This is a genomic window from Nocardia sp. NPDC046473 (assembly GCF_040645995.1).
Taxonomy (GTDB): Bacteria; Actinomycetota; Actinomycetes; order Mycobacteriales; family Mycobacteriaceae; genus Nocardia.
The window spans coordinates 731,651-757,630 of sequence record NZ_JBEYZJ010000001.1 but is presented as its reverse complement, the minus strand read 5'-3'; the positions used below and the strand labels follow the sequence as shown (position 1 = coordinate 757,630).

At 67.7% G+C, this 25,980-nt stretch carries 24 protein-coding genes and 1 tRNA gene; 10 read left to right on the top strand and 15 right to left on the bottom strand.

All coding sequences use genetic code 11. From position 1 onward, the window contains the following. Both ABZ942_RS03655 and dapA read right to left on the bottom strand, forming a co-directional pair. On the bottom strand, positions 1 to 2,034 hold the full coding sequence (locus ABZ942_RS03655) for a ribonuclease J (RefSeq protein ID WP_357378671.1): 2,034 nt from the start codon (positions 2,032 to 2,034) through the stop codon (positions 1 to 3). A gap of 85 nt (positions 2,035 to 2,119) precedes the next feature. Beyond that, positions 2,120 to 2,968 (bottom strand): 4-hydroxy-tetrahydrodipicolinate synthase, encoded by an 849-nt coding sequence (gene dapA / locus ABZ942_RS03650; RefSeq protein WP_357379361.1) that lies wholly within the window; start codon positions 2,966 to 2,968, stop codon positions 2,120 to 2,122. A gap of 282 nt (positions 2,969 to 3,250) precedes the next feature. On the opposite strand from dapA, the gene ABZ942_RS03645 reads away from it, so the two are divergent. Then, on the top strand, positions 3,251 to 3,694 hold the full coding sequence (locus tag ABZ942_RS03645) for a hypothetical protein (protein ID WP_357378669.1): 444 nt from the start codon (positions 3,251 to 3,253) through the stop codon (positions 3,692 to 3,694). A 173-nt stretch (positions 3,695 to 3,867) separates the two neighbouring features. On the opposite strand, the gene ABZ942_RS03640 is transcribed toward ABZ942_RS03645, so the two are convergent. The 9 genes from ABZ942_RS03640 to ABZ942_RS03600 form a co-directional block, all read right to left on the bottom strand. Next, positions 3,868 to 5,067 (bottom strand): crosslink repair DNA glycosylase YcaQ family protein, encoded by a 1,200-nt coding sequence (locus ABZ942_RS03640; RefSeq protein WP_357378667.1) that lies wholly within the window; start codon positions 5,065 to 5,067, stop codon positions 3,868 to 3,870. 58 nt (positions 5,068 to 5,125) lie between these two features. Further along, positions 5,126 to 6,145 (bottom strand): hypothetical protein, encoded by a 1,020-nt coding sequence (locus ABZ942_RS03635; protein WP_357378665.1) that lies wholly within the window; start codon positions 6,143 to 6,145, stop codon positions 5,126 to 5,128. Then, positions 6,138 to 7,421: an ATP-binding protein gene (locus ABZ942_RS03630; RefSeq protein ID WP_357378663.1), complete on the bottom strand. Its 1,284-nt coding sequence runs from the start codon at positions 7,419 to 7,421 to the stop codon at positions 6,138 to 6,140. Before ABZ942_RS03630 ends, ABZ942_RS03635 begins: the two co-directional genes overlap by 8 nt. 22 nt (positions 7,422 to 7,443) lie before the next feature. After that, complete coding sequence (locus tag ABZ942_RS03625; RefSeq protein ID WP_150405770.1) at positions 7,444 to 8,130, bottom strand: response regulator transcription factor; 687 nt, start codon at positions 8,128 to 8,130, stop codon at positions 7,444 to 7,446. A 165-nt stretch (positions 8,131 to 8,295) separates the two neighbouring features. Beyond that, entirely contained in the window at positions 8,296 to 8,751 is a 456-nt protein-coding gene (locus ABZ942_RS03620) for a flavodoxin family protein (RefSeq protein WP_357378660.1), read from the bottom strand. A 321-nt stretch (positions 8,752 to 9,072) separates the two neighbouring features. Continuing rightward, complete coding sequence (locus tag ABZ942_RS03615) at positions 9,073 to 9,582, bottom strand: hypothetical protein (RefSeq protein WP_357378658.1); 510 nt, start codon at positions 9,580 to 9,582, stop codon at positions 9,073 to 9,075. Positions 9,583 to 9,595: 13 nt separating this feature from the next. Next, positions 9,596 to 10,342: a 4-hydroxy-tetrahydrodipicolinate reductase gene (gene dapB, locus ABZ942_RS03610; RefSeq protein WP_357378656.1), complete on the bottom strand. Its 747-nt coding sequence runs from the start codon at positions 10,340 to 10,342 to the stop codon at positions 9,596 to 9,598. 323 nt (positions 10,343 to 10,665) lie between these two features. Then, positions 10,666 to 11,778 (bottom strand): alcohol dehydrogenase catalytic domain-containing protein, encoded by a 1,113-nt coding sequence (locus tag ABZ942_RS03605; RefSeq protein WP_357378654.1) that lies wholly within the window; start codon positions 11,776 to 11,778, stop codon positions 10,666 to 10,668. 631 nt (positions 11,779 to 12,409) lie between these two features. Next, positions 12,410 to 13,774 carry a DUF418 domain-containing protein gene (locus ABZ942_RS03600; protein ID WP_357378652.1) on the bottom strand — a complete coding sequence of 455 codons (1,365 nt, stop codon included), beginning with the start codon at positions 13,772 to 13,774 and terminating at the stop codon, positions 12,410 to 12,412. A 147-nt stretch (positions 13,775 to 13,921) separates the two neighbouring features. Between ABZ942_RS03600 and ABZ942_RS03595 the strand changes: the two genes are divergently transcribed. The 4 genes from ABZ942_RS03595 to ABZ942_RS03580 all read left to right on the top strand — a co-directional run bounded on the left by ABZ942_RS03595 (position 13,922) and on the right by ABZ942_RS03580 (position 16,993). Further along, the gene (locus ABZ942_RS03595; RefSeq protein ID WP_357378650.1) at positions 13,922 to 14,686 is read left to right on the top strand and encodes a hypothetical protein; all 765 of its coding nucleotides are present in this window, start codon (positions 13,922 to 13,924) and stop codon (positions 14,684 to 14,686) included. Between the two features lie 21 nt (positions 14,687 to 14,707). Next, a complete protein-coding gene (locus tag ABZ942_RS03590; RefSeq protein ID WP_357378648.1) occupies positions 14,708 to 15,379 on the top strand; it encodes a response regulator transcription factor in 672 nt (223 codons plus the stop codon). After that, positions 15,376 to 16,458 carry a histidine kinase gene (locus ABZ942_RS03585; protein WP_357378646.1) on the top strand — a complete coding sequence of 361 codons (1,083 nt, stop codon included), beginning with the start codon at positions 15,376 to 15,378 and terminating at the stop codon, positions 16,456 to 16,458. The genes ABZ942_RS03590 and ABZ942_RS03585 overlap by 4 nt, the downstream gene beginning before the upstream one ends. Before the next feature lie 139 nt (positions 16,459 to 16,597). Further along, on the top strand, positions 16,598 to 16,993 hold the full coding sequence (locus ABZ942_RS03580) for a VOC family protein (RefSeq protein ID WP_357379360.1): 396 nt from the start codon (positions 16,598 to 16,600) through the stop codon (positions 16,991 to 16,993). 120 nt (positions 16,994 to 17,113) lie between these two features. Here ABZ942_RS03580 and ABZ942_RS03575 read toward each other — a convergent pair whose 3' ends face one another. Further along, complete coding sequence (locus ABZ942_RS03575) at positions 17,114 to 18,517, bottom strand: pentapeptide repeat-containing protein (RefSeq protein ID WP_357378644.1); 1,404 nt, start codon at positions 18,515 to 18,517, stop codon at positions 17,114 to 17,116. Between the two features lie 218 nt (positions 18,518 to 18,735). On the opposite strand from ABZ942_RS03575, the gene ABZ942_RS03570 reads away from it, so the two are divergent. The 4 genes from ABZ942_RS03570 (at position 18,736) to ABZ942_RS03555 (ending at position 23,053) form a co-directional block, all read left to right on the top strand. Continuing rightward, complete coding sequence (locus ABZ942_RS03570; protein WP_357378643.1) at positions 18,736 to 19,143, top strand: hypothetical protein; 408 nt, start codon at positions 18,736 to 18,738, stop codon at positions 19,141 to 19,143. Between the two features lie 107 nt (positions 19,144 to 19,250). Continuing rightward, entirely contained in the window at positions 19,251 to 20,723 is a 1,473-nt protein-coding gene (locus ABZ942_RS03565) for an SDR family oxidoreductase (protein WP_357378641.1), read from the top strand. Between the two features lie 390 nt (positions 20,724 to 21,113). Next, a complete protein-coding gene (locus tag ABZ942_RS03560) occupies positions 21,114 to 22,049 on the top strand; it encodes an FAD-dependent oxidoreductase (RefSeq protein WP_357378639.1) in 936 nt (311 codons plus the stop codon). Between the two features lie 92 nt (positions 22,050 to 22,141). Then, on the top strand, positions 22,142 to 23,053 hold the full coding sequence (locus ABZ942_RS03555; protein WP_357378637.1) for a transglutaminase-like domain-containing protein: 912 nt from the start codon (positions 22,142 to 22,144) through the stop codon (positions 23,051 to 23,053). Here the strand turns inward: ABZ942_RS03555 and ABZ942_RS03550 are convergent. Continuing rightward, complete coding sequence (locus ABZ942_RS03550) at positions 23,040 to 23,921, bottom strand: VC0807 family protein (RefSeq protein WP_357378635.1); 882 nt, start codon at positions 23,919 to 23,921, stop codon at positions 23,040 to 23,042. The two genes, ABZ942_RS03555 and ABZ942_RS03550, sit on opposite strands and share 14 nt — an antisense overlap. An 83-nt stretch (positions 23,922 to 24,004) precedes the next feature. Between ABZ942_RS03550 and ABZ942_RS03545 the strand changes: the two genes are divergently transcribed. Continuing rightward, on the top strand, positions 24,005 to 24,487 hold the full coding sequence (locus tag ABZ942_RS03545; RefSeq protein WP_357378633.1) for a MarR family transcriptional regulator: 483 nt from the start codon (positions 24,005 to 24,007) through the stop codon (positions 24,485 to 24,487). A 117-nt stretch (positions 24,488 to 24,604) separates the two neighbouring features. On the opposite strand, the gene ABZ942_RS03540 is transcribed toward ABZ942_RS03545, so the two are convergent. Both ABZ942_RS03540 and ABZ942_RS03535 read right to left on the bottom strand, forming a co-directional pair. After that, a tRNA-Gly gene (locus tag ABZ942_RS03540) sits at positions 24,605 to 24,676 on the bottom strand. A gap of 73 nt (positions 24,677 to 24,749) precedes the next feature. Next, positions 24,750 to 25,970 (bottom strand): MFS transporter, encoded by a 1,221-nt coding sequence (locus tag ABZ942_RS03535; protein ID WP_357378631.1) that lies wholly within the window; start codon positions 25,968 to 25,970, stop codon positions 24,750 to 24,752. Between the last annotated feature and the right edge of the window lie 10 nt (positions 25,971 to 25,980).

The following is a 25,980-nucleotide window of genomic DNA, read 5'->3' as shown; positions in this document are numbered from 1 at the left end:
TCAGACGCCGATCACCGTCGGCACGATCATCGGGCGGCGACGGTAGGTGTCGGCGACCCAGCGGCCGACGACGCGCCGCACGCTCTGTGCAATGCGATGGATGTCGGTGACGCCCTCGGTGGCCAGCCGCTGCAGTTCCGCCTCGACCAGTTCGGCCGCGTCGGTGAGCGCCGACGGATCGTCGGAGAAGCCGCGTCCGCTGACCTCCGGCGCGCTCACCGCCTTGCCGGTGGTCTCGTCGATCGCGACGGTGATCGAGATGAAGCCGCCCTCGCCGAGCACCAGACGATCCGACAGCGTCGATTCGCCGACGTCACCGACCGAGAGGCCGTCGACGTACACGTGCCCGACCGGCACCCGTCCGACGATCGAGGCGATGCCGTCGACCAGGTCGACCACGACGCCGTCCTCGGCGAGCATGACCCGGTCCTCCGGCACACCGGTCGCGATGGCGAGCGCGGCATTGGCGCGCAGGTGCCGCCACTCGCCGTGCACCGGCATGGCATTGGTGGGCCGCACCGCGTTGTACAGGTACAGCAGCTCGCCCGCGGACGCGTGCCCGGAGACGTGCACCTTGGCGTTCTGCTGGGTGATCACCGTGGCGCCGAGCCTGGCCAGGCCGTTCACCACCGCGAACACCGAATTCTCGTTGCCGGGGATGAGCGAGGAGGCCAGCACCACGAGATCGTCTTCGCGGATATTGATCTGGCGGTGATCGCCGCGGGCCATCCTGGACAGCGCCGACAGCGGCTCGCCCTGCGAGCCGGTCGAGATCAGCACCAGCCGATCGCCGGGCAGCGTCGCGGCCTGGTCGAGGTCGACGACCACGCTCTCCGGCACCGTCAGGTAGCCGAGATCCTGCGCGATCTGCATGTTGCGGACCATCGAGCGGCCGACGAAACAGATTCGCCTGTTGTACTTCTGGGCGACGTCGACGACCTGCTGGATGCGGTGCACATGGCTGGCGAACGAGGCGACGATCACCCGGTTGCGGGCCTTGCCGATCACCGTGTCGAGCACGCCGCCGATTTCGCGTTCCGGCGTGACGAAGCCGGGCACCTCGGCGTTGGTGGAGTCCACCAGGAACAGGTCGACGCCCTCGTCGCCGAGCCGGGAGAAACCGGCCAGGTCGGTGAGGCGACCATCGAGGGGCAGCTGGTCGAGCTTGATGTCGCCGGTGTGCAGCACGACGCCCGCCGGGGTGCGGATGGCGACGGCCAGCGCGTCCGGGATGGAGTGGTTGACCGCGAAGTACTCACAGTCGAACGGGCCGTGGTTGGTGTGCTGGCCCTCGATGACCTCGAGCAGTTTCGGCTGCTGGCGGTGCTCGCGGCACTTCGCCGCGACCAGCGCGAGAGTGAACTTGGAGCCGACCACCGGGATGTCGGCGCGCAGCCGCAGCAGGAACGGGATCGCGCCGATGTGATCCTCGTGACCGTGCGTGAGCACGACCGCGACGACATCGTTGATCCGGTGCTCGATCGGCCGGAAGTCGGGCAGGATCAGATCGACGCCGGGCTGCTGGTCCTCGGGGAACAGCACGCCGCAGTCGACGATGAGCAGCTTGCCGCCATACTCGAAAACGGTCATGTTGCGGCCGATTTCGCCGATACCGCCGAGCGCGAAGACGCGCAGACCGTTCTTGGCGAGCTTCGGCGGCGCACCCAATCGCTCGTGCGCGAGGGATGCGGCACGCGGATCCTGTTGGGGCGCAGACTGTTCGGCGCGGCCACGGCCGGACTGCTGCCGGCCACGGCCGGATTTCCTTGCCTGCTGGCCGTTTTGCGGCGCCTCGGCGCGCGGGGCCGACTTCTTCGCGGGCGCGGACTTCTTCGCCGCGGTCGCCTTCCTCGGCTGCGCGGTCTTGGCCGGCTGCTCGGCCGGTGTGCTCATGTCGGACTGCACCGGAACCTCGGGCTGCGCAGCGACTTTCGGCTTCTCGATGCGCGCAGGCTGTTCGGCCGGAACAGGCGGCGGTGCTCCCGCGGCGCGGGACGCGGTTCTACGGGGACGACGTGCGACAGGTTCAGTCATGCCCGAACCTCGCTAGCCGTCACGCGCTCGGCGCTCTGGGTATTTAGCTCGCTCTGCTGTGTGGTGATTCGCTCGCTCCGCTCTCTCATCCGAGCACCCCCACCGCCCGTAGATCAGCGGCAAGGAGCTCGAGTTGTTCAGGATTCGGCATCAACTGCGGCAATCGCGGCTCACCCGCATCGATCCCGAGCAGGCGGAGGCCGCCTTTGCTCATCGCGACACCGCCCAAGCGGAACATTGCCGAGTTCAACGGCACCAAGGCCGCGTTGATCTCCCTGGCGCGTGCCACCGCGCCGGAGGTGTAAGCAGTAAGCAACTCGCGCAACCGTTCGGGCACGAGATGTCCGATGACGCTGATGAATCCGGTCGCGCCGATCGACAGCCACGGCAGGTTCAGCGTGTCGTCGCCGGAGTAGAAGGCCAGACCGGTGTTCGCGATCAGGTCGGCGCCCGCGTTCATGTCGCCCTTGGCGTCCTTCACCGCGACGATGCGCGGGTGCTCGGCCAGCCGGCGGATGGTGTCGCTGGCGATCGGCACCACCGAGCGCGGCGGAATGTCGTAGAGGGTGACCGGCAGGTCGGTGGCGTCGGCCACCGCGGTGAAGTGCGCGAGCAGGCCCTCCTGCGAGGGACGCGAGTAGTACGGCGTCACCACCAGCAGGCCGTGCGCGCCCGCACGCTGGGCGTTGCGGGCGAGTTCGATGGAATGTGCGGTGTCGTAGGTGCCCGCGCCCGCGATCACGGTGGCGCGGTCGCCGACCGCGTCGACGACGGCGCGGAGCAGGTCCGCCTTTTCCTGCTCGCTGGTGGTCGGCGACTCGCCGGTGGTGCCGGAGATGGCGAGTAGGTCGACGCCACGATCGACCAGGCGGGCGGCCAGCGCGACGCCGGCATCGATGTCGAGCTTGCCGTCGGCACTGAACGGGGTCACCATCGCGACACCCACCGTGCCGGACGCACGCAGCTCGGCCTGACTCGCGGTGCTCGCTGCCACGCCGTGGTTACGCACGTTGCCGCCCTCGGGCTCCACGCTCGCTCCGCGGGTTGGCGTCGATTCACCGTTCGTCATGGTCAGAAAGGCTACCCGGTCCAAGGAACGCCTTCGACACCGTCGCCACTGAAGGGACCGGCCGGTCGGGTGCGCGGTCACCCCGCGGACGATCGTGATGTCATTTGCTTCCTTGCGTGACATCAAATATGGCGTCACACTGATGTCATGGATCTGAACAAGTACACCGCCCGCCTGCGCGAGGACCTGATCGCGGCCGCCGCCCTCGGCGACGAAAAGACCCAGGCCACCGCGGCGGCGTTGGCCGCGGCGACCGAGAGCTCGGCCCGGCTGGTGCTACTTGCCGCGCTGTCCGAGCTCGCCACCGAGCTCAACGCCGAACTGGGTGACCGCACGGTGCACCTCTCCTTCGACGGCACCGAGGCCAAGGTCGACCTGCGCAAGCAGTCCGCCACCGACGACCATGCGACCTTCGAGGAAATGACCGGCGATATCAGCCGAGTCACCCTGCGACTGGTCGAAACGTTGAAGTCGAAGGCGGAAGAGGCGGCCGCGCAGAGCAACCAGTCGCTGAATTCGTGGTTGTCCGGCGCGGTTTCGGGGGCCCTGCGCGATCAGATGCGCGGGTACGGGCAGAAGCGCGACGTCTGATCGACAGCTGCGGTCGTTCTCGGGATCTGCACTGACTCTGGGCGCTCGGAGTCAGCGCAGATCCCGAGAGACGGTGCGGGTTGTTTCCTCGCATGCCCGCCTGGCGATCGTGGAGTGTCCGAAGTCGCAAGGGGTGTGCGAAGTTCGGGGCCGAGACGGTGGGGTGCGGTTGGTTACAACAGCGGGGCGAGGTTGCCGCGGGGGCCGATGACAACCTTGTCCAGTTCGAGCCAGTCGGCCATGTCGCGCAAGGCCTCGGTGAGGGCGTGGGCGGTTCCGGGAGTGTCGTAGCCCGGTTCGGCGAAGGCGGCGGGGACGGAGAGGCGGCCTGCGGCACGTTCGGCGCGGAGGTCGACGCGGCCGACGAGTTCGCCGTTGAGTAGGAACGGGAAGACGTAATAGCCGTGCACCCGTTTGGGTTCCGGGGTGTAGATCTCGATGCGGTAGTGGAAGTCGAAGAGGCGTTCGGTGCGGGCGCGGAAGAAGATCAGCGGGTCGAACGGGCACAGCAGGGCAGCGCCTTCGACGCGGCGTGGGATGGGGGTGCCCTCGCGCAGGTACGCGGGTTTGTCCCAGCCCTCGACCTCGACCGGGTGGAGTTCGCCCGCGTCGACGAGATCGGCGATGGCGGGTTCGGTTTGGCGGCGGTGTAGTCGGTAGTAGTCGCGCAGGTCGGTTTCGGTGCCGATGCCGTGGGCGGTGGCGGCGCGGAGCACCAGTTCGCGCACCGCGTCCTCCTCGGAAACGGTGCGCGCCAAGATGTCCGGCGGGATCACGCGTTCGACGAGGTCGTAGTGCCGCGCGAAGCTGACGCGCTTGTCCACCGAGAGTGCCCCGGCGGCGAACAGCTGCTCGCAGATCATCTTGGTGTCGCTGAGGTTCCACCAGGAACCCTTGGCGCGCGGCTTGTCCAGTTCCAGATGCCGCTCCACCTCACCGGCGGTGCACGCGCCGACCTCGGCGAACACATCCAGGATGTCCTTGCCCAGGGTGGGATTGCGTTCCACCACCTTGCGCACGCCGGCCCATCGGCCGTTCTCGAACTGTGTCATCCGCCACCGCATCAGCGGCCAGTCCTCGACCGGGATCAGCGCCGCCTCGTGCGCCCAATACTCCACCAGCCGTCGCGGTCGCCGCGCATTGTGACGCCACGCCGCCTCGTCGAGCAGCGACCGATCGTAGGCCCCGATCCGGCTGAACACCGGCGCATAGTGCGCCCGCACCACCGCCGACACCGAATCCAACTGCAACAGTTGCGTTTTCTCGACCACCCCGAGCACCGACCGCCGCGTACTCCGTACCGGCTTCCGCGCCGCAAACCCCTGCGCCGCCAGCGCAACCCGCCGCGCCACCCCCACACTGATCTTCCGCATACCCGCACAATGCCACGCGGGTCCGACAACCTGCACGGCCCAACGGGGATGGCGGGCCTCAGGTGGAGACTTTGATGCTTCCTGCGGCGTCTATCTCGGTGCGGCGGTCTTGATGCGGGGCGTTGGCGAGGACGGTGGCAAGGATGCGGCGGCCCATCGGGAGGACTCGGACGGTGACCGAGCCGGCGTTGGCGGCGTCCAGTTCCTTTGTCGCGGCTTCGATTACCTGTTGGCGGACCCAACGGGGGACCCCGGCGAAGCCGCCGTCGTCGAGCAGGACCACCTCGACGCCGCGGCTGCGGGCGCCGCGGGCGGCGCTGCTGAGTTCGTCGGTAACCAATTGCGGGGCGCGTAGGCCGTCGCGTAGTTCGGCTTCCAGCAAGCGGCATTGTTCGCGTTCGGTGGCGGTGAGTTCGACACCGTCGGCGATGCGTTCCAGGATGGGCCTGGCCACCTTGTCGAGGCGGGCCAGCTGACGGTCACGTTCGCCGTTCTCCGCGGCCATGGTGGCCTCGGCGGCAGCCCGCATCGTCGACTCCTCCCGCAGCAACCGCAACGAACGCTGGGTGGGTCGCATGATCACCGCGAAGAGCGAGACGCCGGCCACCGTGGAGATCGGCACGATCGATCCGGCGATCACGCCGCCGCTCAACCCGTTCACCACGCCGACGACCGCGATCACGACCGCGACACCACCGACCCCGAGCCAGGCCGCGCCCAATCGACCGCGCAGCACGAGCACGGCGAGCACATAGGACGACGCGAACGCGGTCCAGACCTGCCGTGACCAACCGTGCTCGACATCGAACGAGGTGAGCGCGGTCGCCAACGGCCCGGAGGCCGCGACGAATATCGTCGCGGGCAACGGCAGCGGATCGACCGGGATCACCAGCACCAGCACCCCGGCCGCGGCCAGCAGCACCAGCGCGGCCACCGCCGCGATCAGCGGCGAATCGCCGAAGTTGCGGACCATGTACAGCACGATGGTCGCCTGCAGGATGAGCAGGAACAGCCCGGCCGCCGGGTCCCGCAGTCCGAGTAGATCGCGGAGCCCGAACTCGGTATCGGTGTCAGCCATCACTGCCCCACACCAGGGTCACCGTGGTGCCCTCGCCCGGTTGTGACTCCACGAAACCGGCGCCGCCGGCCAGCTGCCGCATCCGCCCGAGAATGCTCACCGAGATGCCGAGGCGATCGGCGGGCACCTGCCCCATCTCGAAACCCGCGCCGTCATCACGGAATACGACCCGGATGCCGCCCGCGCTGATGGTCACCGTGACGGTGCGCTGCACCTCACGGCCCGGCACGGTGGCGTGCCGCAAACTGTTGCGCACCGCCTCGGTGAGCGCCGCGGCGATGGTGCCCGCCGCGTCCACCGGCAGCCGGAGGTCGTCGAATCCGGACCAGCGCCGGGCGGTGAACCGGATGCCGGGATTGACTTCGTGCACGGCCGAACGCAGGAAGCCGGTGGCGGACTGCGCGTCCAGCCGATTCGGTTCCACGTCGCCGACGCGACATTCGTCGAGCTGCTCGAGCGTCCGCTCGGCTTGCCTGCGCAGCACCGGCGAATCGGTGCCCGCCCGGGACGCGTCCAGCAGGGTGGACAGCACCGCGTCATGGATCAGCGCGGCGAATCGCGCGCGTTCGCGGTCGCGAGCCGCGGCGCCGGCCACCGCCGCCGCGCGCCTGCTCTCGATCGCCGACTCCCGATCCACTCGATCCGCCGCAGCCTTGGCGTAGATGGCACACCACAGGAACAGCGCACACAAACCGGCTGCGCGAACGAAGTCACCGGCCCACACCACCGGCGTCGCGTCCGGAAGCACGAAAGCGTTGGCGAACGCCGACAGCGCGGCACCGATCACGAGATAAACGACCGCGTATATCGGACGCCACGCCAGCACCGCCGCGAGCACACCGAGTGCGAGCACGCGATACAGCCACACCGAGGAGGCCTCGGGCACCGGATTCGGATACGCGAACGGGATCACGGCCATCGCGGCGAGAAAGCTCACTGCCGCCGCACCGGAAACCAGCTGGATGAGCTGCCTGCTCGACGCGATCGACACCGCGGCCAGCACCGGGAACAGCCCGAATGCCAGCACCACCGTGAGGATTGTCCAGCCGCCCGCGACGAGTCGGCTCTGGTCCGCGATCTCCGGCAGTTCGACCACCGCGACGATCACCCCGGCGATTCCGATCGCCAACCCGAAGCGACGCAGAATTCGATCGGACGCGCCCTCGTACCCACTCTTCTTCGACACCGGAGCTGCTCCCCTGCGCCAACGGCTCGGTGCGATGTGATCGAGCGACACGGGAGCAGCGGTGGTGTCCAGCATGCTGGACGCGATCATGACCGCGCCTCGCTGCGCTCGTTCATCCGCGTGGATGCCGCTCGGGCACCGGAAGCCACCCGTCCTCCACTGCCCGCTTGTACAGGTCGGTCTTGGTCGGCGCCGGGCGTCCCGCGTCGGCGTACTTCTGCCGGATGCGACCGAGGTAGTCGTTGACCGTCTGTTCGGACAGACCGGTCAAACGTGCCACCCGAGAAGCCTTCTCACCAGATGCGTACAGCGTGAGCACCTCTTCCTGACGCGGGCTGAGCCCGACGTCGGACAGCTGCGGGTCGCCGTCGATGGCGGCGGCCCAGTCGGTGGTCACCACCTGCTCGCCGGAACCCGCGCGGCGCACGGCCGCGACCACGGTCTGCACGTCCTCGGATTTGCGCACCACGCCGAGCACCCCGGCCCGCGCGGCGGACCGCACCAGGAACGCGTTGTCCGCGCCGGTGAAGATCAGCACCTCGATGCCGCGATCACGCAGGGCGCGCACGTTGTCTTCGGGCGTCGACCCATCGGCCAAGCGCAGGTCGAGGACGACCAGATCCAGTTGCGGTAGATCCTGAGCGGCAGCCAATAACTCCGGTACCGTGCCCGCGGTCAACACCAGGTCGAGATCGGGTTCCGGCGCCAGCATGGCGGCCAGTCCGATCGCTACTGATTCGTGGTCTTCGACCACTCCGATCCGGCGCGGTGCGTTATTGCCCCCTTCGGCCAACGTCACCTGAAATCTCCATTCCCGAGCAAACTCGTCACATCCCCACCGCAACAACGTTCTGTCAGTATGCCGGGCCGAAGCACCGAATGGTCAGACACCAGAAATCGGGGCCGACCTCAAATCGCTTCCGGCAGAGATTGTCACTGCCAGCTATTTCGGGGACAAAAACTGTCAGTCGCCCATTAGTTGCGCGGCAATGGTCGCACCGAGCTCCCAGCAGCGCTGGATGTCGTCCTTCGTCGGCGGTCCGGACACGATCACCGGCGCGGCCGCCTGTTGCCAGCCGAGGCCGGTGGTGACGCGTTCCACACCGCGTTCGGCGCCCTCGGTGCCTTCGTTGCCGTGTAGGTAATAGCCGAATGGCCGACCAGTGGTCGAGTCGAGGCAAGGATAGTAGAACGTATCGAAGGCGTGCTTGAGTGCGCCGGACATGTAGCCGAGGTTGGCAGGACTGCCGAGCAGATATCCGTTGGCGGCCAACACATCCGAGGCCGTGACGGCGAGGGCCGCGCGGCGCACCACCTGCACTCCTTCGATCTCCGGGTCGGTCGCGCCGGAGACCACCGCCTCGAACATGGCTTGCATGTGCGGGGACGGGGTGTGGTGGATGATCAGCAACTGCGTCACGGGACGAGCTTAGTGTGCGTGGCGCCGGGCACGGTCGACGCAGGCCGTCCAGTACGCAATGCGCGCGCTGTTCGACGAAATATCCTCCGATGAGAGCGAATTCACTGGCCTTCCGGCGCTTACCCCGGCCGATTCGGCCAGGGCCGGGTCCAGTGCGTGGTAGTAGAAATCGGCTATCGCCGTGTCGAGTTTGTCGTCGGCGAGGGCGTGTCGGTCAATATCCGCGGGGCCGTTCCGAATTGCGCAACGGCCGCGGGGCCCTCGGACGAGTGAGTGCGGCTGGATATTGCTCGTCGACAACTCCGCGCGGGCAGGTTAGGTCTACCCTGCTTGCTCCCGTTCGAGTTTTTCGAGTGCGACCGCGCGACGCATGGTGGCGCGGGCGCGGGCGCGGTCGCCGGCGTAGTCGTAGGCGCGGGCCAGGCGGTAGGAGACGCGCCAGTTGTCGGGGTCTGCTTCCCATTCAGTCTTGACCTGGGCGAAGAGTTCGTCGGCCGCGTCGCGTTCGATGCGGCCGGACGGGCGGTGCGGTAGTTCGGAGGTGTCGAGTTCGCGGCCCTCCTCGTGGATGCGGCGGGCCAGTCGCTGGTGGGCCAGCGCGGCGCGCACGGTGGCGGCGACGACCCAGACGCCGACGAACGGCAAGATCAGCACGCCGATGCCGATGAGGATCGCAGCGACATCGCCGGTGCCGATGAGGCTGAATGCGATTCGGCCGAGCAGCAGGAAGTAGAAGCCGAGCACGAGGACCAGGACCGCGAGGAACGCGACGACCTTGACGACTTCCCGGTTCTGTTTGGCCCCGTCCGCGGCCGATCCCGCGGCGTTCACGCCCGCACCTCGTTCACAGGTCGAGGAACGGGTCGAGCCCGACGGTGAGGCCGGGGCGGTTGGCGATCTCGCGCACGCCGAGCAGCACGCCCGGGGCGAAGGAGGATCGGTCGATGGAGTCGTGCCGGATGGTGAGGGTTTCGCCCTGGGTGCCGAACAGCACCTCCTGGTGGGCGACCAGACCGGCCAGTCGCACCGAGTGCACCCGCACACCGTCGACGTCCGCGCCGCGCGCGCCGTCCAGTTCGGTGGTGGTGGCATCCGGGCTGCGGCCGACGCCCGCCTGGTCGCGGGCGGCGGCGATCAGGCCCGCGGTGCGGTAGGCGGTGCCGGAGGGCGCGTCGGCCTTGTTCGGGTGGTGCAGTTCGATCACCTCGACCGATTCGAAGAACCGGGCGGCCTGTTCGGCGAAGCGCATGGACAGCACCGCGCCGATGGCGAAGTTCGGCGCGATCAGCACGCCGGTGTCAGGGCGGTCGGTGAGCCAGCCGCGCACCTCGTCCAGGCGGGCGGCGTCGAAGCCGGTGGTGCCGACCACCGCGTGGATGCCGTTCTGCACCAGGAACTTCAGGTTCCCCATCACCACGTCCGGGTGGGTGAAGTCGACGACGACCTGCGTGTTCGCTGCGGTGAACGCGTCGAGCGAATCGTCCTTGTCGACGGCGGCGACCAGTTCCAGATCGGCCGCCGTGTCTACCGCCGCGATGATGGCCTGTCCGACTTTGCCGCGCGCTCCGAGCACTCCGACCCGTATGGTCACCGCACCTCCTCTTTCCGCTTTCGTCGGTGTCAGCCTATCGACCGTGTCGGGGCGGCGATCCGCTGACCTCTGTGATTTACATTGCTACATGCGCATGTTTGTGCACGGAAGGCGTCTGCCCTACCGTCGCGGGCGTGACGTCGATTCGGGAACGGGCAGCGGTTTTCCTACCGAACCGGCTCGGCGCCGGACATATTCGTGGCCATCCGCGCGGCGTGCAAATCCGCGCGCAGCGCCTGCTGTGGTGGAGGGTCAGCGACACACCGACAGGCGGTACTCGGTGCCTGCCGTCGCCGGGTGCCGATCGCGGCCGGTGGCTCTCGTCAGTCGAAGACGATTACCTGGCGGAGGGCGTGGCCCGCGGCGAGTTCGTCCATGGCGTGGTTGATTTCGTCGAGGCCGATGTGGGCGGAGACCAGGCGCTCGACCGGTAGGCGGCCCTCGCGCCACATTCGGACGTAGGTGGGGATGTCGCGGGCCGGGACTGCCGAGCCCAGATAGCTGCCCACGATCGAACGGCCTTGGGCGACAAGGGCGAGTGGGGAGATGCTGGCGCGAGCGTCGGGGGCGGGCAGACCGACGGTGACCGTGGTGCCGCCGGGAGCCGTTACGGCGACGGCAGTTTCGAAGGCGCGGATGTTGCCTGCGGCCTCGACAACGATCTCCGCCTGCACACCTGACTCGGCTATCTGTGCCGGGGTGTAGGCCGCGGTCGCGCCCAATTCCTTTGCCAGGGTGAGCTTTTCCGGAACCGTGTCGACGGCGATGATCTCGTGGCCGTCGGCCGCCAACGACACCGCGACCAGCACCGCCGCCATGCCGACGCCGCCGAGCCCGACCACCATGATCCGGTCCCCCGGCCCCGGCTCGGCCGAATTCAGCAGTGCGCCACCACCGGTCAACACGGCGCAGCCGAGCACGGCCGCCACCTCGGGCGGCACATCGTCGTCCACCGGAACCACCGACCGGCGGTCCACCACCGCATGTGTCGCGAAGGCGGACACCCCGAGGTGATGGTGCACCGCCTCGCCGTCCCGGCTCAGCCGCCGCCCGCCGCCCAGCAGTTCGCCCGCATTGTTGGCGACACTGCCCGGCACACACGGCGTCCGTCCATCGGTGGCACAGCCCGCGCATTCGCCGCAGCGCGGCAGGAAGGTCATCACCACGCGCTGACCGATCGTGAGATCACTACCGCCCGGCCCGATCGCCTCGACCCGCCCCGCCGCCTCGTGCCCGAGCAGCATCGGTACCGGCCGCACCCGATTCCCGTCCACCACCGACAGGTCCGAGTGGCACAGCCCCGCCGCCTCGATCCGAACCAGCAGCTCCCCCGCCCTCGGCTCCCCGAGCTCCAACTCACCCACACTGATCGGCGCCGACTCGGCGAACGGCACGGGCGCCGCGATCCGCTCCAGGACCGCCCCACGAATCTTCATTCCGCCGACGCTACCGTCCGCACTGTCCCAGGCACAGGGTGCACCCGCAGCCACCTGCCATCGCACACAACATCACTTGCCGTGCACGAAACAGCCAGCCGCGCACATGCTCGCGACCTGCGCACGAAACAACCAGCCGCGCACATACCGGCCAGCCGCGCACGAAACAGCTGACAATTCCGTACGCAGCCCACCAATTCGCGCGCGGGCTACACTCACCGCGACCAGCAAAGCCCACGATCCGGCACTCGAACTCCCGCGCACACGCTCACGACCTGCGCACGAAACAACCAGCCGCGCACATACCGGCCAGCCGCGCACGAAACAGCTGACAATTCCGTACGCAGCCCACCAATTCGCGCGCGGGCTACACTCACCGCGACCAGCAAAGCCCACGATCCGGCACTCGAACTGCCGCGCACACGCTCACGACCTGCGCACGAAACTGCCAGCGGCGCTCATGCTGGCTTGCCGCGCACGAAACAGCTGGCAGTTCCGTGCGCAGCTCGACAATTCGCGCGCGGAGTGCGCGGCTTGGGTCTCTGCGGGGGATACAGCCGACAGGTTTGTATGTGGGCTGGGAATTCGTGTGCGGCAAGCGAGTGGACTCTTCCGGCGACGCCGAGTGTGGCTAGCGGACGCGGTCGGCTATGGATGTTGCGCGGTAGAGCACCCATTCCAGGGGGCCGCGGGGGAAGAAGCGGGTCCAGCAGTAGGCGAACATCATGATGATTGCGCTCAGGCCGAGTAGGACGGGGAGCGAGCCGGCGGGGAGGACGTCGAAGCCGAGCACTGCGATTGCGATTACGTGGAATACGTAGGCGGTCAATGACATGCTGCCGACTGCGATCAGGGGCGTGGCTATCCGTTGGAAACGCTGAGATTCGGCGCATGCGGCATGGCAGGCGACAAGAACTGTCAGTGCGACGCCCGTGTTCGCGATGATGGACAACGTGGTTTCGCTGTGTGGCATCGCCACCAGCTGGTATCGCCAGCCTGACGGATCGTCGGCCAGGTCGGACCACCAGGGCGCGTACATAATCCCGGGCCGCGCCGACACACCAGGCGCGAAATGGAGGGCCAGCGCGGAGCCGCCGTAACCGAGCACCGCCAGGCCGACGCCGGTCACCGCCAGACGCGCGCGAATCACGGTGGCGGACAAGTCGAGTCGCGCGACTGCCATTCCCGCGATCACGAACGGCAGCCAGCACAGCGCCGGATAACTACCGTTGAGCAGCAGCCCGACCAACCCGTTGGCGCTCGAGCTCGAATCGCCGCGCCCACTCAACCAGGCCAGCGGATCGAACCGATTGACGGCCGCCGTCCAACCGGAGTCCGTTGCGATCACCGCGAACACAATCTGCGGCAACACCACCGCGCTCACCGCAGCGATCACGGCCAACGTGCCGGCGCGCAACCGAGCCAACGGCAACGCCAACAGGAAGTACAACCCGTAGTAGGCCAGGATCACCTCGACTTTCGTCCCGGACGCAGTCAACGCGGTACCCACCACCAGCAAGACGCCCGCCCGAATCAGTATCTTCACCCGCGCCTGCCGACCGGCCCGCCCCGATTTCGGCACCCGCCGCCCCGTGATCAGCAGTATCGAGAACCCCGCAAGGAACGCGAACAACGCCGACGACCGCCCATGCGTCACCTCCATCACGAACCCGATAAACCCACCCTCATCCGGATTCGGCCCCACATGCGCCGCATACATCCCGAGCACCGCAAGCCCCCGCGCAAGATCCACGCCGAGCAAACGTGCGCCGGAACGCACCACAGCACTGGCCGGCACAGCATCACCAGCCCGCAGCGCATCACCGACCCGCGCCACATCATCGATCCGCCTCGCAGCGCCGGACCGCATTGCAGCACCCGCCAGCACGTGATCACCAGCACGCGCCACGTCACCGATCCGCACAGCATCATCGCTCCGCGCCGTGTCGCTGGCCGGTGCCGCATCATCGCCACGCAATGCAGCGCCGGACCGCATTGCAGCACCCGCCAGCACGTGATCACCAGCACGCGCCACGTCACCGGGCCGCACAGCATCATCGCTCCGCGCCGTGTCGCTGGCCGGTGCCGCATCATCGCCACGCAATGCAGCGCCGGACCGCATTGCAGCACCCGCCAACGCGGCATGCCCCGTACGCGCTGCGTCACCAACCCGAGCTACGCCACCAGTTCGCGCTGCATCATCAGCCCGCGCTGCATCACCGACCCGCACTGTGCCACCCACCCGCTCAACGTCACCCGCCCTCGCTGCGTCACCAACCCGCACCGCATCATCGGCCCGCGCCACATCATCGATCCGCATCGCAGCGCCGGACCACGTTGCAGCACCCGCCAGCGCGGCATGCCCCGTACGCGCTGCATCATCAGCCCGCGCTGCATCACCGACCCGCACTGTGCCGCCCACCCGCTCAACGTCACTTGCCCTCGCTGCGTCACCAACCCGCACCGCATCATCGGCCCGCGCCACATCATCGGCCCGCACCGCAGCGCCGGACCACGTTGCAGCACCCGCCAGCGCGGCATGACCAGCACGCGCTGCGTCACCAACCCGCACGTCACCAGTTCGCGGTGGATCATCAGCCCGCGCTGCATCACCAATCCGCTCAACCCGCGCAACCTCACCGGTCCGCACGCTTCCACCAACCCGCACCTCGCCGCCAGCCCGCACAGCACCGTCGACCTCAGTCGGCTGACCGACACCGCCGGATGTCGGAAGTCCGTTGTGTCCCATACGTTCAGCGTTGAGAACGGCCGATCCATCCGGTATCCGGCACGCGTCCGGTCCACCTCCGCTCATCGGCGGCCGGTGGCCCGCCGGTCGGCTGGATCATCCCCGCCGATCGGCGGCCCGACCGCCTCGCTGACAGGTTGTCTTACCGGCCGGATCTAGGCTCACGTGCGGAAACGGCGAATGTGGGTGTTGGAGGTGTGGCGGGTGATCCGGGTGGTGGTCGTCGACGACGAGGCGCTGGTGCGCTCCGGGTTCGAGTTGATCTTGAATGCGGCCGCCGACATCGAGGTGGTGGCGACGGCGACCGGGTCGGCGGCGCTGCGGGCGGTCGAGACGACGCGACCGGACGTCGTGCTACTCGATATCAGAATGCCCGACGTCGACGGTCTGACTGTGCTGCGGCAGCTTCGCGCACTGCCGGACCCGCCGGTGGTCGCGATGCTGACGACGTTCGACACCGACGACTACATTCTGTCCGCATTACGTTCCGGCGCAGCGGGTTTCGTGCTCAAGGACACCGAACCCGAGCAGCTCGCACAGCTGACGCGCACCCTCGCGTCGGGCGGTGTCGTCCTCTCACCGAAGGTCTCGGCCGCGCTGCTGCGCAACGCCGAGCCCGCCACCACCGCGGACATCGACGCCGATGCCGCGCGCGTGGAGCGGCTCACCGAACGGGAACGCGCGGTGCTCGTGCTGATCGCCGCCGGCCTGTCGAATGCCGAGATCGGTCAGCGGATCCACCTGAGCGTCGGCACGGTGAAGGACCATGTCAGCGGGATCTTCACCAAGTTGCGAGTGACCAGCCGCGTGCAGGCGGCACTGCTCGCGCAGCGGGCCGGAATTCTGCCGTGAACCGGCTCCCGCCGTGGCTGATCGACCTCGCGCTGGTCGCCGTGGCCGTGGCCGATGTGCTCGTCGACGGTCAGGACAACTCCCGAGTCGAGTTCATCGCAGGCGGTATCGCGTGCGCCGCCCTGCTGTTGCGCCGCCGCTTCCCGCTACTGGCCTTCGCGCTGACGCTGCCCGCGAGCTGGATGCTCGCCAACCTCGCCGCCCCCGCCATCGCGCTGTACACCCTGGCCCAACGCACCAGCAATCGCCCGCTGCTGTGGGGTTCGGTGCTCGTCACCTCGATCGCCGCGTCCGCCCCGTGGCCGCCCGGGCATGCCCTCGACCAGCGCGGCATGGTCGTCACGTTCGCGTACTCGCTGGCCTGGGCGGGTGCCCCGGTACTGCTAGGCCAGCTGGTACGGACCCGCCGAGACCTGTCCGCCCGGCTGGTCGAGATCGAAGAGGCGCGCGACCACGAACGGCAGCTGCACGCGCAGGCCGTGCTGGCCCGCGAACGCGCGCAGATCGGCCGTGAAATGCACGACGTGGTCGCCCATCAGGTCAGCTTGATCGCCGTGCGTGCGGGCGCGCTCCAGGTCGCGGCCACCGATCCCGACGCGGCCGAGGCGGCGCGCACCATCCGCAGGCTCAGCGTCGACACCTTGGACGAGCTCCGCCACATGGTCACGCTGCTGCGCGCCGCGGGCGGCCAGGGCACCGAGCTCACGCCGCAGCCGACGCTGGCCGACCTGCGAAAGCTGCTCGACTCCAGCGGTATTCAGGTCGAACTGCGCGGCGAGCTGCCCGACGAGCTCGCCGCACCCGGCCAGCGCACCATCTATCGCACGGTGCAGGAGGCGCTCACCAACGTCCGCAAGCACGCGCCCGGGGCGACCGCGACCGTGTCGCTGTGGCACGACAGCGACCACTTCGGCGTCACCGTCACCAATACCGAGCCGACCCGTCCCGCGGTGTCACTGCCCAGCTCGCGACATGGACTGGTCGGCCTTGCCGAACGTGCCGAACTGTTGGGCGGCAGTTTCGAATCCGGGCCGACCGCCGAGCGCGGCTATCGCGCGGTGCTGCGCCTGCCCCGCTGACCCGAAAGATGGTCTGCGTCACTGGATAGTGGCGAAATCCATGGGACGTTTGCTAGCGTCGACGGCTGTGACGGTGCTCCCGTTGGCCGCCTTGTACCGAGCCCGGGGTCGGGACCGTCACGGCACAAGGAGAAATCCCCTGTCAGTACAGTTCAATCACACCATTGTCGGTTGCCGCGATAGTCGAGTAACCGCAGAATTCTGGTCAGACATCCTCGGCGCGAAACTCGGACCCGAATGGGGCCCGTTCATTCCGCTCCCGCTGGATAACTCGGTAACCTTCGATTTCGCGAACGTGCCACCGCACGTCACCGAAATCGCGCCGCAGCACTACGCCTTCCTGATCTCCGAACCCGAATTCGACGCGGCCTACGCCAAGATCCAGCGCTACAAGCTGGAGCACTGGGCCGACCCACGTCAACAGGGCGTCAACGAGATCAATCACAACGACGGCGGCCGTGGCGTCTACTTCCTGGACCCCAACGGGCACTTCATGGAATTGATCACCGTCCCGTACGGCGGTTGGCCGAGCTGATAGACCAGGGCGGCGCCCATCCGGACGCCGCCCCGTGTCCCTCTCCCCCTCCGATCGAGTTCGGTGGGCAATTATTCCGGAAGACCGTGCGATAGTTCGCATTTGCGGACGGGTAACCCATCACTCGGTGAGCAGCTCCGGCGGCCACGGGTTGGGTTTGACATTGCCCGGCTTGCGGGTCGGGATGTCGTCCCAGTCGAAATGGGTACCGACCCAGGCCCTCGGGCGATCGAAGGTGACCTCGCCTGCGGTGAAGCGCGCGTCGACGAAGGAGATGTCGCCGAAGAAGTCGCTCTCGGTGAAGTCGACGGCACGGCCCGCGAAGGTGGTGCCCGCGAAGGTGGTCGTGCCGTGGAATTCGGCTCGGCTGAAGTCGGTTTCGCGGGTGCCTCGGTTACGCATGCGCGCGGGGGCGCCGATGCGGGTGTCGTCGAAGTCGACGGTGCCTGCTTCGAACTGGGCGCCCGCGAAGGTGATCCGCGGGCTCGAGATGTCGGCACCGGTGAAGGCTAGGTGCTGGCCGTCCAGGGTGGCGCGCTCGAACGAGGTGAGTTCGGCGTGGAACTTCGTGTCCTGGAACGAGGTTCGCGCGCCAGCGGTGCGCACTCCGTTGAAGGTCGTTCGCGATCCGACGAAGCGGGCCTTCTCGAACGACACCGAACCGTCGAACCTCGCGCCGTCGAAAGTAGTTCCGTAACTGGCGCGTTCGGCCTTCTCCGGCCGGGTCGAACCGAACTGCGCGTGCTCGAACAGCACGGGACCGTCTTCGAAGATCGCGTCGCGGAAGGTGACGTGCGGACCGGCGAAGATCGCGTGCTCGAAGGTGGTGCGGCCGATGAATACCGCGCGAGCGAACGAGATATTCCGCCCGGTGAACACCGCGTGCCGGAAGTCCGCGCGTTCGATGACCGCGTTGTTGAAGGTGAATTCGCAATCGGACCAGGAGGTGTCGGCCGAGCGCTGCAGATGATCGGCGATCACCTGCACGATGGTGCGGCGCACCTCCCGATCGTTCTGCCGGAACTGGTAGACCCGTTCGACCTTGAGGCCAGACTCGTCCACCGTTTCCGCCTGCGAGACAAGGTGATTCGCACCGGCGACCGGATCGTAGGGCAGCCGCAGGTACGCGCAGAGCACGTCGACGCACTGCTGGCGGCGACTCGGCGAACGGAACTCGTCGGCGATCCCGGTCATCGCGTAGACCCCGGCGATCCGCACCGCTACATCGGAATCGCCCAGTTGCCGCGAGGCCGCCCCGAACAGTTCGGCGAAGCGCCCGCGTTCCAGGTCGCGCTGCCGCCGGTAGGCCACCACCAAGGCGACCGCGCCACCGACGCCCGCGGCGACCGCCAACGCGATCTTGGTGAGATCCAGCTGATTCGGCGTCTCGGCCTTCGCCCCGAGCGCCAACCACAGCAGCCACCAGGTGAGCGCCGCGATACCGAGGCCGCAGACAACCGCCACCAGCACCGCAAGCAGCAACGCCGCGCGGTGCAGTCGGTCGCCCAACCTCCCCCATCGCATTAGCGCATGGTAGCCGCATTGCCGCCCGTCGACTACCGGACAAGATCGGCTATCGCTGCGCCCCAAACGCTTTCAAATGTCCTCTATCCATGAGTGGCGCACCGTGACCAGCGGCGCTCTTACCGAGCGCGACGCGTAGGCGTCGAGTGGCCCGATACGGACAGCGGGCGGCCGCGTCGTTGGCTTACTCAGTCGTCCCGCTCGAGTAGTCTGCGGACATGTCTGCTTCCGATTCGCTCGACCCGGTCGCCGAGGTCGAGGCCGTGCACGCGCTGCTCGCCACCTGGCTGGGGACCGATGCGGAACCGGACATCCTGGAACGTTTCGCCGCCACCCAGCACGACACGATGTCCATGGTGACCACGTCCGGCGCACGGCTGAGTCGTTCCGAGTTGCTGTCGGGACTGCGTCGCGCGCGCAATTCCCGGCCCGGCCTCGATATCGAGATCTCCGAGGTGGAGGTGCTGTTCACCGAGGGCAAGGTGACCGTTGTCCGTTTCATGGAGCGACACCACTTCTCCGGAAAGCACGCCGACCGCTGGACGACGGCGGTGCTGACCACCGAGTCCGTCCCACCCCGCTACAGCTGGCGGGTACTGCACGAGACCGACGCCCCCGGCGACTGATCCACGGCCGTACCACTCGCGTCCGGTAGAAAGGGTGCAGCGAACGTGCGGCACCCAGCGGTCCCGCACCGGACTGTTCCAGCGCACCGCGGACTCGGAGGCTGTCCATGAGATGTGTGGTGTTCGGCGCGACCGGCTACATCGGCGGACGATTGGTCCCGGAACTCGTGGCCGCCGGCCACTCGGTGCGGGTGATGGTGCGCAACCCGGGCAAGCTCGACGAGGTGCCGTGGCACGACGACGTCGAGATCGTCGCCGGTGACGTCACCGATCCGACCGCGGTGACCGCCGCGTTGGAAAACCGGGAAGTCCTCTACTACCTGGTCCATTCGCTGACCCAACGCGACTTCGTCGACATCGATCGCCGCGCGGCGCGCATCGTGGCGACCGCGGCCTTGACAGCCGGGCTGTCCCGGATCGTCTATCTGGGCGGCATCATCCCGAAGGGTGAGCGGCTGTCACCGCACCTGTCGTCCCGGGCCGAGGTCGGCGAAATCCTGCTCGGCTCAGGCGTTCCCACCGTCGAGTTTCGCGCCGCGGTGATCATCGGATCCGGCTCGGCGAGCTTCGAGATGCTGCGCTACCTGTCCGAACGACTACCCGCGATGATCACGCCGCGCTGGGTGCGCAACCGCATCCAGCCGATCGCGATCCGCGACGTGCTCTATTACCTGACGCACGCAGGCAAGCTCGGACCGCAGGTGAACCGTTCCTTCGACATCGGCGGACCCGACGTCCTGACCTACCTCGACATGCTGCGCAGGTACTCGGTGATCGCCAAGCTGCCGCGGCGCGCAGTGGTGCCGGTTCCGGTGCTGACGCCGTGGTTGTCGGCGCAGTGGGTCAACCTGGTCACCCCGGTGCCGCGGGCGATCGCCGTGCCGTTGATCGAGTCGCTGGTGCACGAGGTCGTCTGCGGCGACCACGACATCGCCGAGTACCTCCCGGACCCGCCGGAAGGACTGACCGGTTTCGAGCGTGCGGTGGAACTCGCACTGGCCAGGATCCGCGACTTCGACGTGCCGACCCGCTGGTCCGACGCCGACACTCCGGGTGCGCCGTCGGATCCGCTGCCCAGCGACCCGGACTGGTCCGGCGGCACCCTCTATCAGGACGTCCGCGAACGACACACCGATGCCGCACCGGAAACCGTCTGGCAGGTCATCGAATCCATCGGCGGCGAGCACGGCTGGTATTCGTTCCCGCTGGCCTGGTCGATCCGTGGCTGGATCGATCGGCTCGCGGGCGGCGCCGGACTGCGGCGTGGGCGGCGCGATCCGCACCGGCTGCGGGCCGGTGAGGCGCTGGACTGGTGGCGCGTCGAACATATCGAGCGGCCGCGGCTGCTTCGGTTGCGTGCGGAGATGCGGGTGCCCGGAGATGCCTGGCTGGAACTGTCTGCGGAGCCTGAGCCCGGCGGCGGCACGATATATCGGCAACGGGCGGTCTTCGAGCCGCGTGGCCTGTCCGGGCATGCGTACTGGAAGGCGATCTCCCCGTTCCACGAGATCGTCTTCGGCGGTATGGTTCGCAACATCACCGGTACGGCCGAATCGACTGATCGACAGCGTGATTCGTGATCGGTCGGCGTCCTGAACATAGCAACGCTACCGCTCCGGCCCCCGCCGAGTCAGCCGCCCCGGCCCGCGCATCAACGACCAACTCCCCTTCGTAATACGCAGCCGCCTGACACCCGAGCTCACGTCCAGATTCGACGAGCACAAGATTGCTGGCCACTTGATGTGCGGCGAGCGGTCATCCGCAGGGCTCCGTCGAGCCCAGCCCCGCGCACGAATCGTTCGTCCGCGCACGGAATTGCTGGCAGTTTCGTGCGCGGCGGGGTGACTCGCTCGCAGCAGGGCGGCTCGTGCGCGGTACGCGATGCGGGGCAGTGCGCGTGCCTGGCCGCGGAACGTATTCATTCGTTCTTTCCAAGCCGGAGAACGGGATTCGTGGGTAGCGTCGCGAAGATGGCTAATGATGTGTTGGTACTCGGGGCGGGCGTGATCGGGTTGACTACTGCGGTGTGCCTGGCGGAGGAAGGTCATCGGGTTCGGGTTTGGGCGGAGCGGCCGCCGGAGCGAACCACCTCGGCGGTGGCCAGTGGGCTGTGGGGACCTGGCACTACGCCAAGGGATTCGGCGTGGAGTCGGGTGACGTTCGACGAATTCTCGCGGCTGGCCGATGATCCGGCTTCCGGCTTGCATTTCGAACGCGGACTTCAGGTTTCGAGTTCCTGGCCCGAACCGCCTTCTTGGGTACATGATTTCGTCGACGTGGACATGTGCGCGCCCGACGAGCTACCCGACGGCATGCTGTTCGGCTTCTGGTGCACGGCACCGCTCATCGACCTGCCGCGCTACCTGCGATACCTGACCCAACGGCTGACGGCGCAGAGTGTCGAGATCGAGCAGCGTACGGTGCGCGATCTCGCCGAGGCCGCGGCCGCCGCACCTGTCGTGGTGAACTGCACCGGGGTGGCGGCGGGCAAACTCGCCGCCGACGAGGCCGTGCAACCGGTTCGCGGACAGCATGTGATCGTGCGCAATCCCGGCCTCGTCGACTTCTATGTCGAGATCGGCGGCGAGTGCGAATGGGCGGGTTTCTTCCCGCACGGCGATCGGCTGATCCTCGGGGGCGTGCGGCAGCGCGGGCAGTGGAGTCTGGACCCGGATCCCGAAGTGGCCGAGCAGATTCTGCGCCGCTGCATCGCGGTCGAGCCGAAACTCGCCGATGCGGAGGTGGTCGGCCACGAGGTCGGTCTCCGCCCCGGCCGCGGCGAAGCCCGGGTCGACGAGGAACGGATCGGTGCGTCCAGGGTCGTGCACAACTACGGTCACGACGGGCTGGGTGTCAGCCTCTCCTGGGGCAGTGCACGCGAGGTCGCGGGCATGCTCGCCGACTGACCGGTCGTGGGCACTCCGGCTGATTCGTTGACTCTGACACTGTGTCAGGCCATAGACGTGGCTGGTCACCATTCGACCGGAGGGCCACGTCCATGAACAGCACCGAACTCGATATCAGCTGGTACACAACGCAGAGCACGTTCACCGATCCGGGCACGTTCGCGAAGTGGGTCGCCGCGCTCGACGCCGACCCGGCAGCGCTGCGTGAGGTCGCCGCCGGGCTGGTGTTCCACTTCTGGGGCAACGGCGACATCACCGAGCACGGTTTCACCCCGCAGCGACGCGAAGAGATAGACCTCCGGTACGCCGAGGACATCTTCGCCAGGCTCCGTGATCTGAATCCGGCACCGCTCAATGCGGAACGCGCACCGACCGAGCGGGTGGTCGGGTGCTGCCGGGACTGCACGCTGCTGTTCGTCGCCATGGCCCGCCAGCACGGGATTCCGGCGCGGAGCCGCACCGGTTTCGCCACGTACTTGATGCCGGGCTGGGCGGTGGACCATACGATCGCCGAGGTCTGGGATGCCGGGCAGCGCCGTTGGCGCCTCATGGACCCGCAGTTCGCGCTCGGTTATCGAGATCCCACCGATGGCGCACCCCTGGACGTGCTCGACGTCCCGAGGGACCGTTTTCTCGTCGCCGCCGACGCCTGGACTCGTTGCCGCAACGGGTCCGACCCAGCTCGCTTCGTCGTCTCCCCCGACCAGCCTGCACCATTCCTGCGCGGCTGGCCCTACCTATTGCACAATCTCGTACTCGATCTCGCGGCACTGAACAAGCACGAGATGATCCTCTGGGACCTCTGGGGACCGCTCGACCTCGCCACCGAAATCGAGGCAGAAGCGATCACCGAAATGGACGCGCTGAGCGACCTACTCCGTGACCCGACCACCGAAACCGACCGTATCCGTAGGGCTTTCGATGACGGAGCGCTGCGGGTGCCCGCGGTGATCCACACCGCGACACCACCTGCCGGAGTACCGCGCCCGATCACCCTGCGCTGAGCTCCGCATCCGGAATACGCTGCGCCTGTGCCATTTCCACCTCGAGTATCCGCAGAGCCCGAGGCACGACGAAGGTGCGGTTGATGAACAGCCACAGCCCGACCAACACGATCAGCGGCAGACCGGACACCAGCGACGACTCCCCCGCCTGGTCGGCCGAGTAGCTGTAGATCACCACGACCCGCAGTGCCGCGTCGGCCAGCAACACCAAACCCAGTGTCGCGGTGACGAACCGGTAGATCATCCGAAACCGCGCCGACTTCGACCAGGTTCGATCGAATCCCTCGGCCCGCAGCGGATCACCCTTCGCGGCAATGGGTTTGAGCGCGTCACGCATGAACGGATGTGCCGTCCAGGCGGTGGCGAGGATGACGATCCCGGCGACGGCGAGGTACAGCGAACTACGGGCCAGCACGAACCGCGCATCACCGCTGATCGAGGTCAGCACGATACCGGCCACGACTTCGGCCAGCACCAATACCGCGAACCGGTCGATCGGATGGGTTCCGCTGCCCCGCAACCGGGTTCGCAGGAGATCACCGACGATGATCAGCCCGGCGACCACCGTGCTCGCCACCATGCTCGGCGTATCCCCGAGTCCACCGAGATGGCACCCGACGAGCACCGCCGTGGACACCGCAGTGACAGTGCCGGCGAATCGCCACCGAAATCCGCCGGTCTGCAGGCCGCCGCCGATGGCCTTGGCGGCCAGCAACGTCCCACCGACGGACAACCGGATCACGGCGGGCAACCCGGTCGGCGCGAGTAGCGCGAACACCACCGTCGGCAGGAACAGATCGATGGCCGCGTTCGCCACCGTCAGGGCCAGCCACCCGGCCCTCTTCCGCTTCTCGAGCATGCCGTCCATGAAGCCCTCCCCGTTGCCGAAATATCTCAGTCGATAATCATCTTAGTTTCTAAGATAACGAGAGACTAAGGTAAGTTGGTGACATGACGCAAGAGGTACCACCGGCGCAGACCCCGGACCCGACACTGCTCGGCCGCGAATTCGCATCGGCGATGGTGAACTTCCATACCGCGACCGGCAAGCTGCTCGGCCTGAGTGCGGTCGAGCGCAAGTGCATGGACACGCTGCACATCCTCGGCCCGGTGCCCGCGGGAACCATCGCCGAGCACACCGGCTTGACCACCGGCGCGGTGACCGGCCTGGTGGACCGGCTGGAGAAGGCCGGCTACGCGAAGCGGACCCGTGATCCGCACGACAGGCGCAAGGTCCTCGTCGAGCTCGTGCCCAATGAGCGGGTCGACGCGCTACTGGCCGCGGTCTTCGTCCCGTTCGGCGCGGAGATGACGGAACTGATGTCCAGGTACTCCCCGGCGGAATTGCACGCGATCAGCGACTGGATCGACCGAACCACCGACATCCTGGTGCGCAACACCCATCGGATCTCCGACCCTGCCTTCGAACACTGAGTCGCCTTGCGGCAGAACGGAACTCGCTGTCGCGGTGTCGGAACGGTCGGGCCGCCGGGGAAGATTCGGCAGGCATCGTGCAGAAGGTCCGGACAATCAGGCCGGGTTCTGAATAAGAGCGGATGACGGGATTTGAACCCGCGACCCTCACCTTGGCAAGGTGATGCGCTACCACTGCGCTACATCCGCAATCGCACCCCGGGTGACTCCGTGATGCGTTGAAAACTTTAGCCGATCGACGGCGGAAAATGCCAATCCGTGCTCAGGCGTCCTGTTCGACGGCCGCCCGGGTACTGCGCAGACCGAGTCCGGCGGCGCTCAGGCAGGCCAGCGCGACGACCACGACGAACCAGGGGAACACCGTACTCAGGCCCCAGGTGGTGGCGGCCCAACCGGCCAGGATGGTCGGCAGCGCCATCGCCGTGTACGCCAGCAGGTAGTACGCCGACATGGTTTCGCCCCGCTTGTGTTGCGGCACAACCTCGGACAGGTGGCGCAGCGAGCCGCCGAAGCCGAGTCCGAAGGTGGCACCGAGCAGCACACCAGCCAGCAACACCACGACCCAGTTACCGGTGTGCAACGCGGGCACGGTGAGCAACAGCGCCACCGCCATACCGGTGTCGCCGCCGATGGCCGCGCGGCGGGCCGGAATCTTGGTCGCGAACAGCTGCGAGGTAGCGCCGGCCAGTGCGGTCGACGCGACTACCGCGCCGCCGAAAACCAAGTTGTGGATGCCGGTTTCGGCCGAGGCCAGCGACGGGTACAGCGACAGCAGCACGCCGAGCACCGACCAGGCCGCCATCACACCGAGCGCGGAGAACCAGAAGTCGCCCCGAATCTCCGACGGCACAGAGGGTTTCGCGATCCGGATGCGGCCGGGGATACGACCGGTGTGCGGCTCCTCCAGCGCGATGACGCCGATACCGATCAGCAGGCACACGACAGTGATGACGACATACGGTGTGCGCAACGGATGCGGCGCGTACTGCGCGAGCAGCGCCGAACCCAGAATCGCCACGGCCATACCGACATTGAACGCGACACCGGTGAGCTGACCGGACCGCGCGCCGTGCTTGGGCCGCAGATCCAACAGCGCCGCCGCACCGGCGACCACCGTCGCGCCGACCGCGAAACCGTGCAACGCGCGCGCTATCAGCAGCATCACGACGTTGTCGGCCAGCAGGAAAACCGCCAGCCCGGCGATCATCGTCACAAACGCACCGAGCAGCACCGGCTTGCGCCCGACCACATCGGAGATCTTGCCGGACACCAGCACCGCGCCGAGGGCCGCGAACGCGTACACCGCGAACACGAAGGTCGTCGTCAGCGGCGAAAAGTGCCATTCCTTCTGATACATGCCATACAGCGGGGCCGGTACCCCGGAAACCCCCAGCGCAACCCCACCCGCAGCCAAGACGAGCCCGTAGGCCCAGCGTTGTGATGTTCGCTCGTCAGCGGCGGGCACCGCTATCGTCGCTGCCATCGAAACTCCG